We start from the raw sequence: 17,026 nt of genomic DNA, 5'->3' as shown, positions 1-17,026 counted from the left end.
GCGTTCAAATTCCCCGCTCGGCGGGGGTGAGCCGCCTGCCTAGGACAGGAGTCACTGGCTCAGAACAGCTCCCTGCGCGAGCGGGGGCATGTCTGACTCCTGGGCTTCCAGCCCCAGGACTATCGCGTGCAGGAAACTTAGCAAGCCTGCTTAGGAAAGGAGTCGAATCCCGTGAAGAGAGTCGTATTGGAACGGTCCTGACCGCATACGGCCATTCCATCGACCATCGGAGCCGCGTCGCATCGGCGCCAATCTCCAGTCCGCCAGCACGGAATTGTCGATCCACGCGGGGGGCTGTTCCAGAAGGTCGGCGTCGCCCTCAACCCACTTGCCCGGTACCGGGATCATGTGCTGAGCGATCAATCGAGCCTCAGCCACCGTGATCCTTTTCCTCCCGCTCAATCCGGGAGCAGGAACCTGCCCGCCTTCGTCGAGCGTCCAGCGGTCGTTCTCCTGCTCATAGACGCACACCAGACGCGCCGAGTCGGCCCCCAACCGAGTCGTGATCAATGACGCATCGACCTCGGCCTTGGCGTTGCTCAGCTTCCACAGATCACCTAGAAGCCGACTGTGAGGCGCCTCGATCTTGATGAGTTCGGCGATCTGGTGAGCGGCGGCCTGGGCGGCCATGCGTTCGCCATCCGCGCGCAAGATCTTTCCCGCAGTGGACTCGTCCAACTCCACGATGTGCGCGAAATCCTCGGCGTATACCGCATCCACCAGTTCCTGCACCGCTCCCGGCACCATAACGGGTGTGGCTGCCCGCTCCCGCAGTAGCCGGCTCGTACGGTGCAGCAGGGATTCGTCATAGACATCACCCCACTCCTTGGGCACCGCGAATTGCCCCCCGTCGTCCACCGGATCCAAGACAACGATCCGCGGATCCCCGGTGCTCCACCGGGGGCGGCAGGCGTGGTGCAGATCCTCCCGCGGGCTGCGGTGACGCTGGCACCGTCCAGCCCGCTGCAACAGCAACGCCACCGGAGCCAAGTCGGTGATGAGCAGGTCGAAGTCTAGGTCGAGTGACTGCTCGATGATCTGCGTCGACACCAGGACGGTATGAGGCCGGCTTCCGGTCTTCCCGAAGTCGGCCTCACATCCCTCAGTGATGGCCGCGCGGTCGGAAGCGCGGAACCGCGAATGCAGCAACCGCAGCTCGGGCGGCCGACTGCCAGCTTCCGCCAGATCTGCGAACCATCGGGCGAGATCCTGATAGGTGTCTTGCGCCTCCCGCACCGTAGTGCAGCAGATCAGCACACATCCCAAGTCACTGTCCACGACCGGCTCCAGCAGCTCCTGGATCACTGCGGTCCGCTGGCCAGACCGCTCGGGAGTCTCGCCGCGACGCACCGGCACAATCTCGAACGACAGTCGGCGTTCCCGCTCGCTGGGCACCGGCCGTGGCTCGAACACCTCACCGGTGACCGCGTCGGCGAACAACCACCCCGGATAACAGGGCCGCAGCCCATCAGACATCGGGTGGCCGCTCCCCCGCATATAGGCCTCGACCAGCGACCGAGCGGACGATCCGGTGAGCGTCGCCGACAGCAACACGACCGGAGCCTTCAACGCCCCCAGCCACTCCAACAGCCGCAGCAGGAGCGCGTGCATCCAGGCGTCATAGGAGTGTGCCTCATCAATGACCACGACCTTGCCTGCCAGCGCCAGTAGCCGCAGGACGTTGTACTTCACTGGCAGGACACCGGTCAGCCCCTGGTCGATGGTGAAGGTGCTCAACGGGGCCAGCAGGCCACGCCGGCTGGAGTGCAGCCACCGAGCCGCCTCCACCGACGCATCACGATCGGTGACCACTGGGTCGGCGTCGACGGCCGAGGCGGCCGCTTCCGCCGCCGCATCCGCCGAGAGCCAGGCCATGCTGTGCACCCGCGTGAGCGCTGCGTCCCCTAGCAGCGCCTTCCCCGCGAACTCAGCAACCCGCCGGTGCATCGCGTCGGTCGTCGCCATGGTCGGCAGACAAAACCCCAGACCGCCCGAGCCGCAGGCACGGGCCAGCACACCCGCCCCGTACAAGGCCACCTCGGTCTTGCCGTCACCTGGAGGCGCGGTCACCAGCAGCAGCCCCGGCCCATGGACCAAGCCGGGCAACTGCTGCGCGACCGATGATTGCAACGCGTTCGGCTCGAACGGAAAGAGCTCCTCAAAAGCTCGGTCACCGAACTGAGCTCGCCCCAGCCCCGCCGCCCGGACCACGCTCGGAGCTTCGGTTACCGCACGGTTCCAATGAGCACGCAGCTCTGCCTCTGACGTCTCCCACTCCGGTGACGGGAGCCGGGCGCAGATGAACTCCTCCTGACTCGCCAGCCAATCCGCAACGATCACGACTCCGATCACTACGACCGCCACCGGAACGGGCAGACGCTCACCGAGGGCCTCCCGCGCCCCGGTCAACTTCTGCAAGACCTCGGCATGGGCCCGGCGCTGTTGCGCCCAAATCCCCTCGCCCACCCCGTCCCGCCGGGGGTTTCGCAGCTCAGCTCGGGAGAGAGCAGCACAAAAGCGTCCGTGATGCCCGCCCAGAAGTTGGGCGATCTGGTGGCCCACATCCCGGCGAGCCACCACGTCGGCCGGATAGCCCATCTCCCTGAGGATCTCGACCAGCGCCCATTGGGTCACCTCGTTATGCCGAAGTGAGCGCACAGGATCATCGCCCACCCCGTCATAGGCCGGTGTCTGTGTCAGCAGATCTTGATAGAGCCCATCGACCACCGCCTGAAAAGACGGCGAAATCTTACCTAGGTCATGGAGCCCCGCCCAAAAACAGACCAAACTCCTGAAACTGGTGCCCGCAAGCCCCGAACGATCAATATCCCGCAGTACAGCGAACCCTCCGGCCCACGCATCCCAAAGGGCACCGGCGATCGCCGCAGTGTCGATGAGATGACAGATCACCGGATAGGGAGTCGGCAGCCCCTGATGCTTACCCCATAAACGAGCGTCGACCCTCGGCCAGTACGCTGCCTCTTGATCGTCTGGCGACATAGGACCACTCCAACACTGTCCGCCCTGTACCGCCGCTCACTGAACCACGCGGCACCGACAAAATTCGTCGCAACGCATAGGCTCAGCCACATGCGACATCACGACCACCCAGATCCCATGTCTCAGATCGGTAACGGCTCTCCATAGTCGCAGGTCGGGAAGCGTTCTCCCCGCGCGAGCGGGGGTGGTCCGCTGTCGGAGGCCTACAACGAGTTCTGTGGCGCGTTCTCCCCGCGCGAGCGGGGGTGGTCCGGTCGGCGTGATCAGGCCGGTGCCGGAGATGACGTTCTCCCCGCGCGAGCGGGGGTGGTCCGAACGGCTCCTCGTCGCGGGACCCGGTCGGGATGTTCTCCCCGCGCGAGCGGGGGTGGTCCGACTTCCTCCTCGCCACCCTTCAACTGAACGTCGTTCTCCCCGCGCGAGCGGGGGTGGTCCGCGGCACACCGGCGGCCGCGTGATCGGTCTCGCGTTCTCCCCGCGCGAGCGGGGGTGGTCCGCACCCGGACTCGCTGGTCGCGGTCCGCCGGTAGTTCTCCCCGCGCGAGCGGGGGTGGTCCGCCCGCCTCCGCTGAACCCGAGGACCCCAACTCGTTCTCCCCGCGCGAGCGGGGGTGGTCCCCGGTGCCGGGCAGCTCGTCCGGCCAGCGGGTGTTCTCCCCGCGCGAGCGGGGGTGGTCCGAGTACGTACACGACGTTCTGGCCTGCGCTCGGGTTCTCCCCGCGCGAGCGGGGGTGGTCCGTTCACGTCGCCGGTGACGGGTGACCTGGTGACGTTCTCCCCGCGCGAGCGGGGGTGGTCCGAGCTCGCGGGCCTCGTTCAGCCGGTAGTAAGCGTTCTCCCCGCGCGAGCGGGGGTGGTCCGAGCTCGCGGGCCTCGTTCAGCCGGTAGTAAGCGTTCTCCCCGCGCGAGCGGGGGTGGTCCGAGCTCGCGGGCCTCGTTCAGCCGGTAGTAAGCGTTCTCCCCGCGCGAGCGGGGGTGGTCCGAGCTCGCGGGCCTCGTTCAGCCGGTAGTAAGCGTTCTCCCCGCGCGAGCGGGGGTGGTCCGAGCTCGCGGGCCTCGTTCAGCCGGTAGTAAGCGTTCTCCCCGCGCGAGCGGGGGTGGTCCGGCGTGGCTGGAGTACTACGGCAAGGCCAAGCCGTTCTCCCCGCGAGCGGGGGTGGTCCGCGACCGGGACCGACCGGGACGGGCAGGCCCTGGACGCGTTCTCCCCGCGCGAGCGGGGGTGGTCCGGGAGCCGATCCACTCCAGTTCGTCGCGCAGCGGTTCTCCCCGCGCGAGCGGGGGTGGTCCGGCGTGGCTGGAGTACTACGGCAAGGCCAAGCCGTTCTCCCCGCGAGCGGGGGTGGTCCGCGACCGGGACCGACCGGGACGGGCAGGCCCTGGACGCGTTCTCCCCGCGCGAGCGGGGGTGGTCCGGGAGCCGATCCACTCCAGTTCGTCGCGCAGCGGTTCTCCCCGCGCGAGCGGGGGTGGTCCGCGCGGCCGCATGCTGGTGATCTACCGGGGATCGTTCTCCCCGCGCGAGCGGGGGTGGTCCCCGTTCGGGACGGACTGCACCGCGATCGTCATGTTCTCCCCGCGCGAGCGGGGGTGGTCCGAGGCCATCTTGGCGCTGCGGTCCGCCGGGGCCGGTTCTCCCCGCGCGAGCGGGGGGGTCCGCTGCGCGCGGTGGCGATGGGCGAGGACCTGCCGTTCTCCCCGCGCGAGCGGGGGTGGTCCGTGGTCCGATTCGCTCGCCGGCGACACGATGCCGTTCTCCCCGCGCGAGCGGGGGTGGTCCGTGGTCCGATTCGCTCGCCGGCGACACGATGCCGTTCTCCCCGTGCGAGCGGGGGTGGTCCCCGTTCGGGACGGACTGCACCGCGATCGTCATGTTCTCCCCGCGCGAGCGGGGGTGGTCCGCCCGGCAAGGAGGACGGCGACGCGCCGGCCAAGTTCTCCCCGCGCGAGCGGGGGTAGTCCGGCCGCGACGGAGACGGCGACCGCGCTTCACCAGTTCTCCCCGCGCGAGCGGGGGTGGTCCGTGCCGCGCCAGTCGCGTGTCAGCGGCGAGCAGGTTCTCCCCGCGCGAGCGGGGGTGGTCCGCTCGGCGTGGCCATCCGGGCCCAGCGCGCGGCGTTCTCCCCGCGCGAGCGGGGGTGGTCCGGCCCGCGCCGTCGTCGCGGTCGCCCGCCGCTAGTTCTCCCCGCGCGAGCGGGGGTGGTCCGATGACCGAGATCGCGATGGCCAGCACGATGAAGTTCTCCCCGCGCGAGCGGGGGTGGTCCGATCCCGGAACGGCTGCCGGTCGCGTTGACCGAGTTCTCCCCGCGCGAGCGGGGGTGGTCCGGGGCCGCCGTCACCTGAGTAGGCGGAGTACCCGTTCTCCCCGCGCGAGCGGGGGTGGTCCGCACTGTTCGGACGTGTCCCCGGTGATCCCGTAGTTCTCCCCGCGCGAGCGGGGGTGGTCCGGTGAGCATCGTCCGTGGCGATCTGCGGGACGCGTTCTCCCCGCGCGATCGGGGGTGGTCCGTCGCGGCGGCAGGCCGAGACCGACGAGATGTTGTTCTCCCCGCGCGAGCGGGGGTGGTCCGATCCTGTTGACCCGGGTGAACCGGCCGGTCGAGTTCTCCCCGCGCGAGCGGGGGTGGTCCGTCGCGGAACTTGCGGGGCCGGTTCCCGAGACGGTTCTCCCCGCGCGAGCGGGGGTGGTCCGGCTGCCGACGAGGCCCGCGCGCAGGCCGTCGAGTTCTCCCCGCGCGAGCGGGGGTGGTCCGAGCAATTACGTGCCCCGCGAGGGCAACAACCCGTTCTCCCCGCGCGAGCGGGGGTGGTCCGCCCGGCCTCGGATCCCGCATCACCGGCGGCTTGTTCTCCCCGCGCGAGCGGGGGTGGTCCGGACCCGGAGGCTGCGCGGCGGATCACGTCACTGTTCTCCCCGCGCGAGCGGGGGTGGCCTGGTGAGGGACACGGTGACCTGGTTCATGGGGTGGTTCTCCCCGCGCGAGCGGGGGCGGTCCGAGTCACGCCATCTTCATGCAGTACTGGGAGGAGTTCTTCCCGCGAGCGGGGGTGGTCCGCTGATGGTGTTCGCGTTCGTGGTGGTCATCTCGTTCTCCCCGCGCGAGCAGGGGTCGTCCGTCCCAGCGCATCCGCGCACCCTCGCACCGCCGATTTTCGTCAGTCGGCGCGGCGGCGGCGGATCTTGTCGAAGGCGGCGAGGGCGGTGTCGTCGGCGTCGTCGAGGGTGTGGAGGTAGCGCTCGGTGGTGGAGATGGATCCGTGGCCGAGGCGTTCTTTGACGACCTGGAGGTCGGCGCCGCCGGCCAGGAGCCAGGATGCGTGGGCGTGGCGGAGGTCGTGGATGCGGACCTTGACGTCCAGATCGGCTTTCTTGAGGGCGGGCTTCCAGATCCGGTTGCGGAACCAGTTGGCGGGGACGTGACCATCGGTCTCGCGGCGGCGGGGTTCGCGGGGGTTGTCCTTGCCGTCGGCGCGGCGGCGGGCCCGGTATTCGGCGAAGGCTCGTCTGCAGTGGCCGCAACGGCATTTGGCGGCGTTGTAGGCGCTTAGCGTGCCGTGCCGGTAGCGGCGTCCCTTGGCGTTCTCTTCGGTCCAGCCGAGTGCTTCGGGATCGAGCGGGGCGGGTCGCTCCTCGTCTGCGGCTTCCGGTTGGTAGACGAACAGGAGTCCGTCGGTGCCCAGTTTCTCTTCGATGATGTGGTCTTCGAGTTTGGCGACGATCTGGTCGCTGAGCTTGAAGCGGCGCCACTCTTTGTCTTTGGGGTAGTCCTTGACCAGGAAGCGTTTGCCCTCGGGGTGGAACTTCGGGTTGAGCTCCACCACGACGCGGCTGACCGTCAGGAGACGGGAGCGGGTTTTGAGGTCGCGGCCGCGGAGTTCGGTGAGTTCGCCCCAGCGCAGGCCGGTTTCGATGGCGGTTTCGACCAGGAGTTTGGAGTCGGCGTCCGGGAGGGCGTGGTAGAGGTCGTCGAACTGCTCGGGGCTGATGATTTCCAGTGGTTTCTCGGGGACGGTGGGGGTGCGGACTCCTTTGCAGGGGTGGATGTAGGTGACCTGGTCGTTCAGGGCGGTGGTGAAGATGGCGCTGAGGACGACCTTGTTGTAGCGGATGGTGGCGGCGGAGACGCCGTTCTTCTTCATCTGGCTGATCCAGGCGCGGACGTGCTCGGGGAGGATGTCCATCATCCGCATCGCGCCGAACTCGGGCATGACGTGCTTGTAGGTCGAGTAGTGGTAGCTCTGCATGGTGGTCGGCTCGACCTCGTGGTTGGGTAGCCAGGTCTCCTCGACGTACTTCTTGAAGGTCTGCCGGCCTCGCTTGAGGTTGAGGTCCCTGCCCTTGCCGACCTCGGCCTCGGCGCGCTGCCAGGCCCGGTCGGCCTCCTTCTTGGACGAGAAGGTCCCCGCCGATGTGATCTTGCCTTTGAGGTCTTCGTAGCAGGCGGTGTAGCGCGGCTTGCCGTGGCGGTCGATGCGCTTGAACGCGTACCCCAACGTCACTCCCCCGAATGATCGTTTGTTAGTCGCTCGTTAGTGGACTCTGCCTCACGGGGCGGGATCCAGGATGACTGCACGTCACGCACTCTAGGCCTCTGACCTGCATGTTCTCATGGATTCGGCTCATCGCAAAGGAGGTGAGATGAACGCTTTCAGGGCACTGGGGGTCAAGGGGTCGTGGGTTCAAATCCCGCCGTCCCGACAGAACAGGAAGCCCTGTCGATCACGGAGTAATCCGAGGTCAACAGGGCTTTTGTGTTCCTGGTGGCCGTAGCCGTCATGATCTAGACGGCCCGGAGCCGGGGACCATCCGGGGACCTACGGGCCCTCAGATGGACGCTCAGAGCCTCTCCGGCCGCACTGATCGAAGCGGCATCCGGTTGCAGATACCGCTGTGTCGTACTGAGTGATCCGTGCCCGGCGATCTTGCGGAGCACATGCACCGGAACGCCCCCATCAGCCATCCACGTCAGGCCGGTATGCCGCAGGTCGTGACGCCGGAGATGCTCGTATCCGAGCTGGGTGACCACGTCGTCCCAATGGGTCGCATCGCGAAGCACGGCAGTGGTGATGCGCCCACCGCGCGGGCCGGTGAATAGACGAGCCGCGGGCTTGTCCCCGAGCGCGTCAAGGCGCCGAGCGACGATCGGCCGGATTTCCTCGATCAGAGGTACGGTCCGGGCCCGCTTGCCTTTGGTGCCTTTGTCGACCAGGCCGCCGGGACTGGGCGTGGTCTGCCGGCGAACCCTCCACGTCCAAGCATCGCGGTCGATGTCGCCGACGCGGACGCCGGATACCTCGCCAATCCGAGCAGCGGTGCAGGCGGCGAAGATCACTACCTCGCCCCAGCCGGAGAAGCGGCCGGAGGATCGTTCGACGAGCGCGGCCGCCAGGCCGACGAGGGCGGACCAGTCCGGAAGCGCGAGGACGCGCGGGTCGTCCAGCTCGTCTTCGGCCCTCTTGTACTGCTGTTGCCAGCCGGTCACCCGCGCGGGGTTGTGGGTGATGATGCCGTCTCGTACGGCCTGCTCCATAACCCGGACGAGGATCGCAAGGCTGTTCTTGACGGTTGAGCGCCCGCATTCGTCGGAGATCCAGGCGTGAACAGTGCGGTCCACGGCCCCGTTGCTGATCATCCGGACCTGTAGATGCCCGAGCGACGGCACTACCCGGCGGCGCCAGCCCGCCATGTACGGGTCGAGCGTCTTGCTCTCCAGCCCGCGTGTGGCGAGGGTCATCACGCTCTCGCCGTACTCGGCGAGGGTCATGGTGAACGTGGCCGGGTCGATGCCCGCGCGAGCACCTTTCTGGATTTCGTCGATCCAGTCTTCGGCCTGGTCTTCGGTCTCGACCGACTCTGAAACGGAACACCGCCGACGAGTCGCCGGATCGGTCCAGCGGACGCGAGCGCGGTAAGGCCGGGGACGTCCTGCCCGGTACTCGATGTCAGCCGACAGCGAGACGCCGACCGGGATCTGTTCTCTCGCGCTCATGCCGTCTTCTCCTCCGGGTCGGTCCGGTGGCTCATCAACCAGCGCTGAACGTCGAGGGCGCTGTAGCGGGTGACGGAGCCGCTCAGCTTGACGAAAGGCGGCCCCTGGATAGGGCGAGCGGTCCGCCAACGGCGAAGCGTGGAGGGGTCAACACCGATGATCTCGGCGAGTTCTTCGGTGGTGTACCAGCCGCCGAGCAGCAGCCCGGCATTCTGTCGTTCGAGGGTTTCAGTCATCGCGTTCCTTTGGTCGGTCAGGCGGCTTCTGCGGTGGGGGTGGGCGAACCAAGCTCGTGTGCGAGTTCCTCGCGTCCGGCTTGTTGTCGGCGGCGGGCTTGGTCGGCGGCGGTGTTGGCTAGGAGGGCGTCTCCGGTGGTCTTCCATCCGGAGCCGACGTAGGACAAGCGACCGAGGATCACGGTCGTTTCGGCGTCAAGGTCGGCTTGACGCTCGAATCGCTCGGGTGGGTGGTCCGGTCCTGGGGTCTGGGTGCGGCGGTACAGGACGCGTGCGGCGCGTAGAGCGCCGAAGGTGACCGAGTAGCGGCGAGCTTTGGTGAGGAAGTGGCCGCCGAAGCCGAGCATGTGGGCCCAGCGGCGCAGGGATTCGAAGCCGGGGTGTTCGCCGAGGGTCCAGGCGGCGTGGACGAGGCGTTCAGTGTGGGTGCCGTCGGGTTTGGCGTAGAGCGCGATGCTCGCGGCGTGGAGGCGGCGGGAGGTGTGTCCGGTGACTTCGGTGCCTTTGGTGGCGTACTTGGCGAGGTAACCGGCCACCATGGCGTCACTGACGGACTCGCCGCTGAGGCTGATGATACGAACGTCGACTTGGTCACCCCAGGCGATGGGCCAGCCGCCGGGCCGGGCGAGGTGCGGGTCGGTGGTGCAGGTGATGTGCGCGGCGGCGTAGCGAACAGCGTCGTCGAGGTCGGCGGCGGTGATTCCGGCCGGTGGTGAGACGAAGGCGGCCGGGTCGTCAGGGTCGACACCGTCCAGGCGTAGAAGGGCGTGGAAGTGGACGGCGCCGCGTGCCTGGAATTCGGCGACCTTGCCGTGCGAGACCCGGACCGGAGGCAGCCGCCGTGAGCGGGCGAGACGGTTGAGGTAGCGGGTGATGGCTTGTTTGGTACGTCGCCACAGCTCACCCGCGTGGTTGTTCCAGACGGCGTGCTGTTCGTAGTCGTAGCAGTCCGAGCAGAGCGGTTGCCCGAGCTGGGCGTCGCCGGGCTGATGACGGGCGAAACAGGCCAGGGGCCGGCCATGGGGGCAGACGGGTAGGTCGCTGCGGGCGTGGCAGGGTTCGGGTCGGCAGCTGCACCGGGTCTTGTCGGTGCAGCTGTGACGCCGGACGTGCCGAGTGTGGACGGGCCCGAAGGACGGCGCGGTGAAGGTGGCGAACACGGCCGGATGACGGGCGACGGTGGTGGGGACGGTCTTGCCGCCGGTCAGGCCAGAGCGGATGAGTTGGAAGGCGTCGCGGCGGTAGGTGTCGGCGCAGGAGGGGCAGACAGTGACGCGACGGTTTCCGCACGCCTTGTAGATCACGCCGTCCGGCATGTCAGTAGTTGCGGCGGTGGCGGTGACTTCCCCGGTCCGGGTATCGACAGCGTCGAGGGTGCCGAACAGACGGACGGGGTGGGAGCAGCCTGCGGCGGGCCACACGTGGTCGAGCCAGTCGAAGTATCCGTCTCCGGCGCGGGTCAGGGCGGTGTCGGTGGCCAGGACAGGACGGCGGGTGATGCGTGAGGGCAGTAGCCGACGAGAGGGCAAGCGCAGTTGGTGAGGTTCGGTGTTCGCCCCCGTTCCCGGAGCCGGGGAAGCGGTTCCGGGAGCGAGAGCCAGCGTCGAACCTGACGCCGGGGCGTGGGTCACAGGCGGTCCCCCTCGCTGGGGGTTGGTGCCTGGAGATGCCGCAGTGTGGTGGCGGCCAGGGGCGCCGGGATGCCGAGGTGTTCGGCGAGTGCGTCGGCGGTGATGGGTTGGCCGGTGGTGTGCTGGTGGGTGAAGGCGGCCATGCGGGCGCCGGTCAGCAGGTGGGCCGGTACAGGTTCGACCGGTTCGGCCGGGGTGTGGTGGTCGGTCTCGAGTGCGGGCAGGTCCGCGGGGACCGGCGAGGCGTCGATGTGTACGGCAGACGTGTCGTCGATGTGTGGTGAGTCCGGCGAGGTCGCCGGGTCGCTGGCTGGGGTGGTGCGCGACAGAACCAGTTTGGACAGGGCCAGGAACGCCAGGGCGGGGACGGCGGACAGGAGCCATCCGGTAGGGCCGGGTTTGGCGACGGCCAGTTGCGCGGAGATGGACAGGCCGGCGGCGGCGATCAGGACCGCCATGGGGTAGGTGACGGACTGGTGGGTGCGCCTGCGGCGCCGGATCTCCAGTCCGGCGGCAGTGGGGGTGAGTTCGGAGATGACAGCGTTGGCCCAGCCGAACCAGTCGCCGGTTCCGGCGGGACTGTTGGCCATGGTCCAGTCATGGACGTGAGTGAAGGAGGCGGCACCGGCCATGGTGCCGACCAGCAGCAGGATGAGCAGCTGGACGAGGTTTTCAATACGTGCGGTCCGTGTGGTCATCGGGTCTCACCGCCCCAGCGCTGTTGGGCGGCTTGCCGGGTGATGCCGAGGGGCCGGGCGATGTCGGCCCAGGAGTAGCCGTAGGCGCGTAGGCCGGTGACGGCGTCGTGGGTGGCGACGTCGAGTTCTGCGGCGACGTCGGCGAGGTAGGCGAGGGCTTCGACGTCTCCAGAGGCGATGCGGCGGCTGTAGGCGCGCAGGATGCGCCGCAGGAACGCGGCGTACTCGTCGTTCTCGACGACGCGCCGCCGCCGGTTGGATGTCAAGGCCGTGTTGACGGTGAAGTCGCTCATGCCAGGCCCCCGGACTGTTCGGCGCAGTCGAGGCATTCGCCTAGTGAGCGGGGGATGTAGTACCAGCGCTCGCGTCCGCAGGTGGAGCAGATGCGGCGAGCGCGTAGCGCTTTGTCGATGGCGGCCCGTTGGGCCGGGGTGGCGGTGCGCTTGGGCTTGGCCAGGTTTTCGCGGTAGAGGTAGGCGACGCGGGCGCCATCGCGCCAGAGGATCTGTGCGGCGACGGGCTGTCCGCCGGGGCGTAGTCCGCGCTCGCGGAGCTGGCGGCGGGTGAGCAGGCCTGTGGGGGCCCACCGGTAGGGGTAGGTGGGCAGGCCGTAGCGGACGCCGGTGGGGTCGTAGTAGGTCAGGTAGATGCCACCGCGCATGGTGGCATCCAGGTCAGGGATGCGGGCGGCGGTGGTGGTGGCGTGCGTGTACTGGGTACCGTGCATGGGTCCACGTCCTTGCTAGGGATGGGTGGACGGCGGGGGCCGGGAATCTTTGGCGAGAGGTCCGGCCCCGAGCCGTATCTAGAACCAGGTGGGCGGTTCGACCACCAGGAGGATGGCGCCGCAGCGGGCGCAGTCGACCAGGCCGGGGTGCTGGTCGTCGGGGTGTGCGTCGGGTTCGCAGGGCCACAGACGCAGGTCGATGCAGCCGCAGTCGGGACAGCGCAGAGCGCTGATGATGAGCTGGTCGGCCCAGGCGTTGAAGCAGTCGGGGCAGTAGATGTTCATGTCGGGCCAGGCCGACACGAGCCACTCGACGTTTTCCGCGCTCATCATGTAGGCGGTGCAGTGGCAGGAGTCGCATTCCATGACCCAGCGGGACCAGGCGGGTTTGCCGTTGGGGTGGTAGTGCTTGTGGATCATTGGGCCCACACTCCGTGGCAGGCGCCGCATTGCAGCGCCATGTCCTGGTGGCGGTCGTCGACCAGGACGCGGGTTTCGTAGACGTCGGTGGAGCCGCAGTACAGGCATCGGGCGATGCGGTCGCCGATGAGGTCGGCGACGACGGCGGCGCGTTCGGGGTTGCAGGTGTGTTCGCGGGCCCACTCGCCGAGGGCCAGGTAGTCGCCGATGGCGACGGTGTGGGGTTCGAAGCAGACCAGGCAGATGCCGGTGTAGCCGTTGGTCTCCGGTGTGATGGTGGTGACCAGGATTCGGGTCGGGGGTTGCGGTCGCGTCATCGGGTGTCCCTTCGAGGGGGTCAGGCGGCCAGCGCGTTGGCGGATGCGGGGGCCGGCGGCCGGGTGTGGTTGGTGCGGATCCAGGTGGCGTGGTCGACCAGGCCGTTGATCTGGTCGTCGCGCAGGTAGGCCGCTTTGAACAGGGCGGGGACGCCGCCTTCGGCGATCAGGTACGCCACGCCCTGGTTGGTGGGGAGGATGTCGGCGGCGTTAAAGCCCGAATGGGCCCAGCCGTGGCCGAGGATGATGTCGCTGGAATTGGGGGTGGTGCAGCGGAACGCGACCCGGAACCCGAAGATGTCCCGCAGCGAGGTGGGGATGATGTCCACGCTGGGGCGCTGGGTCGCGGCGATGACCGGAATGGCGCAAGCACGGCCCCGGGCGACGATGTCGCGCACGAGGGCGATGAACTCGGCCTGCTGCTCTTTGGTGCCGATGGTGGCGGAGTAGTACGCCAACTCGTCGAGGATGACCGGGATGACGGTGACGCCGTCAGCGGCGGTGATCTTGCGGCGGCCGTTGGCCAGCAGCCAGGCGTAGCGGTTGTTCATGACCTGCTGCACCCGCCGCAGGGTGACCAGGGCGTGGTCAATGTCGGGGCCGACGAACTCTTCGGCGAGGTCGGCCCACATGCCCAGCTCGACGAGCTTGGGGTCCAGTAGAACGGGCCGGGTTCCGGCGGCCATGAACGCGTGGGCGGTGATGTTCTGGATCAGCCCGGACTTGCCGCCGCCGGGCTCTCCGGCGATCAGCATGTTGCGGTAGGCCAGCACCACGTAGACGGGCTGGCCGAACTCGTCGACCCCCAGATAGACGGGGTCGAACATCGACAGGATCGGTCCCACGGGCACGGACGCCGTGGCGGCCGGACGTGGGACGGTCAGGGTTGCCATGAGGCGAGGTCCCTTCCAGGTAGTTGGGAGGGACCTGGGCACGAGGCGACCCGCGACGGGTGACCTTCGTGCCCAGGACCCGTGCGAGTGGACACGGACGGGCGCCCCGTCAGCAGGTGCGGTCACCTGTGATCAGCAAGGGGCGTCGGTCACCGGTAGCGGGAAGGCACCCAGCCGGGGTGCCGCCGGTGAAGCAGGACGACCGGGGGTTCAGACCCAGTCGAGGAGGTCGTCACCGGTGCCGGGCTTGGCCGGTTCCGGTGCGGGAGCGGGGGCCGGCTTCTTGTCGGCCCGCTCGTTGCGTCCCGCGCGCTTGGTCGTGCGCGGAGTGGTGTCGGTGTCGGGAGTGCGCTGGGCCGGGATGTCGGGCAGGTCCAGCGCGGTCGGGGCCTCGCTAGCGGCGCGAGGCATCACAGGGGCGTCGGGGTCGACCAGGTCGACCAGCGGTGAGGTCACCGTGCCGGTCAGCGCGTCGCGGCGCTTGATGTCGGCCCGCACGAAGGCGGCGTTGCGGGTCGAGGCCCGCTCGACGGTGATGTTCGCGGCCCAGCAGGCGACCGCGATCTTGTCTAGGCGCGATTCCAGGTCGGCCAGCGAAAGGCCGGGCCGAAGCCAGATCCACACGCGCTCTCCGACCAGGGTGGGCTTGGCCCACAGGATCAGCGGGAGGCTTCCCGACCGGTTGGAGATGATGAACTCGTTGAAGCACGAGCGGAGCCGGTGCCGCGAGATCAGGCACCAGCCGATGGCGATGAGCCTGCGTCGCACCACCGGGATCCCCGCGGGGACACCGGCCACCAGGGCGACGATGAGGATCCGCACGACCAGGTTGGTGTGCGTCGACAGGACGACGAACCCGGACACCACCAGGCCGGTGGCGAAGATCTCCGGCGTCCACCACCACAGGACCCGCAGCACGGGCCAGACGGCGATGAATCCCGCGACGGGGAGTGCCAGGCCGACGCCGATGGCGGCACCGGCCAGCAGCGCGAGGATGGGGTGAATGTAGGACGCGGCGACCACGGCGGCCAGCAGGCCGACCACGATGGCGATCACGTAGAAGGTGATCTTCGCGGTGCGCGCGTAGGACCGGGTGACCCGATCCTCGATGAGCGTGACGGTTCCGCCACGACCCGAGCGACCGGACGAGCGGCCGAAGGACCCTCGCCCGAACGCGGGCAGGCCCGTAGACTTGGACATGTTGATCTGCCCTTTCATGGAGTGTTGGGGTGCGATCGATGGCGGGGCCGGAGGTGGCTGCCTCCAGGCCCCGCACTCGTACTGACGTGAGAACGACCATGACGATCACTCAGTGATCTGGTCGGCCTCCTGGCACCGCCGTTGGCGGTGACCGGTCCCACCGGTGACGGTCTTCGCGCCGTCGTTTCGGCCGGTGGAGTTGTCGCCGGACATCGCGTCCGGAACAGGGTTCGGCCAGCTCAGTTGGCTGGCGGCGTCCCGCTTCGGGGACGGTTCGATCTTCGGAGCCATCGGTTCGGCCCCTCCGTGAGTCACCAGATGCAGCAGATTTCGATGCTGGAGCCAGGAGCCCCGGTCAGGCCGACTTGGCCACCGGACCGGCCGTCTTGATCTCCTCCGCGCGGAACGCCACGCCGTTGCGCCCGTTGGTCGCCCACGGCAGGGCCTCCAACCTGGACACGGTGACGAACTGTCCCACCTTCACGCTCGGCTTCTCACCCGCCGTGGTGATGGCGATGACCTCGCCGCCGTCGTCGTCCTGGACGAACACCTGCGTCGACCACATCGGCCGGCCGGTGTTCCGCTCGGTCCGCTGACGCCCGTTCTGGTCCGTCTTCTCCACCGGGTCCTTCGACACCATGACCTGCTTCGTGCTGGTGTCCACGTAGAGCTTCATGAGCTCCCCTTCCGATCCAAGGGCCGCACCGCCTCTCGGTGCGCTTCCCTGTGTGCTGCGTCACCACGATCGGACGAGAAGCATGATTCGAACAGACTGTCGAGGGGTGATGATGGATGATGATTGCTCGACACCCCTCGCGACATCGCCCGCGACGTGCGCAGACTGGAGACGACACCGAAGCAGGAGGAGAACCTCGTGACGGAGGAGCGCCCGGATTGGGCGAAGCGGATCACTGCTGAACGAGAGGCTCGCGGCTGGAACAAGCCGCAGTTCATCGAGGCTCTACGGGCGCATGCAGAGCGCCAGCTGCCGGGCAAGGCGTCGATGCTTCGCCGTGTCCACGCTTGGGAGAGCGGTGAGTCGTGCCCCGATGACGACTACCGGCTCATCTTCGCCAAGACCTTCGGCACCGTCACCGCAGCCATCTGGCCCGTCGCGGGCAACCGAGACAGCGACGCCGAACTCGTCGCCGGGACCGGCATGGACACCCTGGAGATCGTCACCCGCTTGCGAGCATCCTCCGTGGATCCGGCCGTACTCGAAGGACTCCGGATCACCGTTGACCGGCTTTGCAGCGAGTATCCGCACATGCCCGCCGATCAACTCCTTGTCGAAGGGCGCGCTTGGCTACGCCGAATCACGACGCTTCTTGATCGGCACCTGTCTCTCGCCCACCATCAAGAAGTCCTGTCCTTGGCTGGCTGGCTTGCCGCACTGGTCGGATGCGTCGAATACGACTCGACCAACCGGCCCGCAGCGGAGGCGACCCGACAGGCCGCACTGAGTCTCGGCGAGGAGTCCGGCGATGCCGAGGTGATGGCTTGGGCGCACGAGATGCGCGCTTGGTTCGCCCTCACCCGAGGTGACTACCGAGGCGTCATCGCAGCCGCAGAGACCGGTAGCGCCATAGCTCCCAACTCACGAGCAGCCGTCCAACTCCATGCCCAAAAAGCCAAGGCATGGGCACGCATCGGCGACCGCCGTCAAGTCGAAATTGCCCTAGACCAAGGCCGGGCGCTCTTGGAGCGGATGCCCTACCCGGACAACCTGGATCACCACTTCGCCGTTGATCCGGCCAAGTGGGATTTCTACTCCATGGACTGCTACCGACTGCTCGGCAACGGCCAGCCAGCTAGCCTCGGGCTTTCACCGGACGGCGGGTCGGGAGTGACCATTTAGACAAGAAAAGTGCCTCTGCGCTGGGAGGATAGGGCTTGTCGAAGGTCCTGTC

The 17,026-nt window shown here is 68.2% G+C and carries 15 protein-coding genes and 2 CRISPR repeat arrays; of the genes, 1 reads left to right on the top strand and 14 read right to left on the bottom strand.

Annotation, left to right across the window (positions count from 1 at the left end; all coding sequences use genetic code 11):
• Window positions 1-150: 150 nt before the first annotated feature.
• The 14 genes from CHC11_RS37850 to CHC11_RS37785 form a co-directional block, all read right to left on the bottom strand.
• Window positions 151-3,000, bottom strand: coding sequence for a CRISPR-associated helicase/endonuclease Cas3 (locus CHC11_RS37850; protein WP_089316717.1), 2,850 nt, complete (start codon window positions 2,998-3,000; stop codon window positions 151-153).
• A 163-nt stretch (window positions 3,001-3,163) separates the two neighbouring features.
• Window positions 3,164-4,106: a CRISPR direct-repeat array (repeat unit 29 nt; unit sequence GTTCTCCCCGCGCGAGCGGGGGTGGTCCG).
• Between the two features lie 281 nt (window positions 4,107-4,387).
• Window positions 4,388-6,001: a CRISPR direct-repeat array (repeat unit 29 nt; unit sequence GTTCTCCCCGCGCGAGCGGGGGTGGTCCG).
• 159 nt (window positions 6,002-6,160) lie between these two features.
• Window positions 6,161-7,504, bottom strand: coding sequence for a tyrosine-type recombinase/integrase (locus CHC11_RS37845; protein WP_245920264.1), 1,344 nt, complete (start codon window positions 7,502-7,504; stop codon window positions 6,161-6,163).
• Between the two features lie 281 nt (window positions 7,505-7,785).
• Window positions 7,786-8,994, bottom strand: a complete 1,209-nt coding sequence (locus tag CHC11_RS37840) for a tyrosine-type recombinase/integrase (RefSeq protein WP_089316716.1) — start codon at window positions 8,992-8,994, stop codon at window positions 7,786-7,788.
• Window positions 8,991-9,230 (bottom strand): helix-turn-helix domain-containing protein, encoded by a 240-nt coding sequence (locus CHC11_RS37835; protein ID WP_089316715.1) that lies wholly within the window; start codon window positions 9,228-9,230, stop codon window positions 8,991-8,993. Before CHC11_RS37835 ends, CHC11_RS37840 begins: the two co-directional genes overlap by 4 nt.
• A gap of 17 nt (window positions 9,231-9,247) precedes the next feature.
• Window positions 9,248-10,759, bottom strand: coding sequence for a replication initiator (locus tag CHC11_RS37830; RefSeq protein ID WP_218826420.1), 1,512 nt, complete (start codon window positions 10,757-10,759; stop codon window positions 9,248-9,250).
• A 98-nt stretch (window positions 10,760-10,857) separates the two neighbouring features.
• Window positions 10,858-11,559: a hypothetical protein gene (locus tag CHC11_RS37825; protein WP_089316714.1), complete on the bottom strand. Its 702-nt coding sequence runs from the start codon at window positions 11,557-11,559 to the stop codon at window positions 10,858-10,860.
• On the bottom strand, window positions 11,556-11,852 hold the full coding sequence (locus tag CHC11_RS37820; RefSeq protein ID WP_089316713.1) for a hypothetical protein: 297 nt from the start codon (window positions 11,850-11,852) through the stop codon (window positions 11,556-11,558). Before CHC11_RS37820 ends, CHC11_RS37825 begins: the two co-directional genes overlap by 4 nt.
• On the bottom strand, window positions 11,849-12,286 hold the full coding sequence (locus CHC11_RS37815; RefSeq protein WP_245920263.1) for an RRQRL motif-containing zinc-binding protein: 438 nt from the start codon (window positions 12,284-12,286) through the stop codon (window positions 11,849-11,851). The genes CHC11_RS37820 and CHC11_RS37815 overlap by 4 nt, the downstream gene beginning before the upstream one ends.
• Window positions 12,287-12,364: 78 nt before the next feature.
• The gene (locus CHC11_RS37810) at window positions 12,365-12,706 is read right to left on the bottom strand and encodes a hypothetical protein (RefSeq protein WP_089316712.1); all 342 of its coding nucleotides are present in this window, start codon (window positions 12,704-12,706) and stop codon (window positions 12,365-12,367) included.
• A complete protein-coding gene (locus CHC11_RS37805; protein ID WP_089316711.1) occupies window positions 12,703-13,023 on the bottom strand; it encodes a hypothetical protein in 321 nt (106 codons plus the stop codon). Before CHC11_RS37805 ends, CHC11_RS37810 begins: the two co-directional genes overlap by 4 nt.
• Before the next feature lie 20 nt (window positions 13,024-13,043).
• On the bottom strand, window positions 13,044-13,916 hold the full coding sequence (locus tag CHC11_RS37800; RefSeq protein ID WP_089316710.1) for an FtsK/SpoIIIE domain-containing protein: 873 nt from the start codon (window positions 13,914-13,916) through the stop codon (window positions 13,044-13,046).
• 210 nt (window positions 13,917-14,126) lie between these two features.
• Window positions 14,127-15,116 carry a hypothetical protein gene (locus CHC11_RS37795; protein WP_218826419.1) on the bottom strand — a complete coding sequence of 330 codons (990 nt, stop codon included), beginning with the start codon at window positions 15,114-15,116 and terminating at the stop codon, window positions 14,127-14,129.
• 105 nt (window positions 15,117-15,221) lie between these two features.
• Window positions 15,222-15,407, bottom strand: a complete 186-nt coding sequence (locus CHC11_RS37790; RefSeq protein ID WP_089316709.1) for a hypothetical protein — start codon at window positions 15,405-15,407, stop codon at window positions 15,222-15,224.
• 64 nt (window positions 15,408-15,471) lie between these two features.
• Complete coding sequence (locus CHC11_RS37785) at window positions 15,472-15,792, bottom strand: hypothetical protein (protein ID WP_089316708.1); 321 nt, start codon at window positions 15,790-15,792, stop codon at window positions 15,472-15,474.
• Between the two features lie 123 nt (window positions 15,793-15,915).
• Here CHC11_RS37785 and CHC11_RS37780 point away from each other — a divergent pair, with 123 nt between their 5' ends.
• Window positions 15,916-16,974, top strand: a complete 1,059-nt coding sequence (locus CHC11_RS37780) for an NsdA family TPR-like regulatory protein (RefSeq protein ID WP_179279207.1) — start codon at window positions 15,916-15,918, stop codon at window positions 16,972-16,974.
• The last annotated feature ends 52 nt before the right edge of the window (window positions 16,975-17,026 follow it).

It is taken from the genome of Actinomadura mexicana (assembly GCF_900188105.1).
Lineage (GTDB): Bacteria > Actinomycetota > Actinomycetes > Streptosporangiales > Streptosporangiaceae > Spirillospora > Spirillospora mexicana.
This window is presented reverse-complemented; position numbering and strand designations above follow the sequence as displayed.

Bases quoted from the DNA above. Each gene is read 5' to 3' on its own strand.
- CHC11_RS37805 (WP_089316711.1), bottom strand. From the start codon at position 13,023: ATGACGCGACCGCAACCCCCGACCCGAATCCTGGTCACCACCATCACA.
- CHC11_RS37850 (WP_089316717.1), bottom strand. From the start codon at position 3,000: ATGTCGCCAGACGATCAAGAGGCAGCGTACTGGCCGAGGGTCGACGCT.
- CHC11_RS37785 (WP_089316708.1), bottom strand. From the start codon at position 15,792: ATGAAGCTCTACGTGGACACCAGCACGAAGCAGGTCATGGTGTCGAAG.
- CHC11_RS37800 (WP_089316710.1), bottom strand. From the start codon at position 13,916: ATGGCAACCCTGACCGTCCCACGTCCGGCCGCCACGGCGTCCGTGCCC.
- CHC11_RS37815 (WP_245920263.1), bottom strand. From the start codon at position 12,286: ATGCACGGTACCCAGTACACGCACGCCACCACCACCGCCGCCCGCATC.
- CHC11_RS37825 (WP_089316714.1), bottom strand. From the start codon at position 11,559: ATGACCACACGGACCGCACGTATTGAAAACCTCGTCCAGCTGCTCATC.
- CHC11_RS37795 (WP_218826419.1), bottom strand. From the start codon at position 15,116: ATGTCCAAGTCTACGGGCCTGCCCGCGTTCGGGCGAGGGTCCTTCGGC.
- CHC11_RS37840 (WP_089316716.1), bottom strand. From the start codon at position 8,994: ATGAGCGCGAGAGAACAGATCCCGGTCGGCGTCTCGCTGTCGGCTGAC.
- CHC11_RS37790 (WP_089316709.1), bottom strand. From the start codon at position 15,407: ATGGCTCCGAAGATCGAACCGTCCCCGAAGCGGGACGCCGCCAGCCAA.
- CHC11_RS37820 (WP_089316713.1), bottom strand. From the start codon at position 11,852: ATGAGCGACTTCACCGTCAACACGGCCTTGACATCCAACCGGCGGCGG.
- CHC11_RS37835 (WP_089316715.1), bottom strand. From the start codon at position 9,230: ATGACTGAAACCCTCGAACGACAGAATGCCGGGCTGCTGCTCGGCGGC.
- CHC11_RS37810 (WP_089316712.1), bottom strand. From the start codon at position 12,706: ATGATCCACAAGCACTACCACCCCAACGGCAAACCCGCCTGGTCCCGC.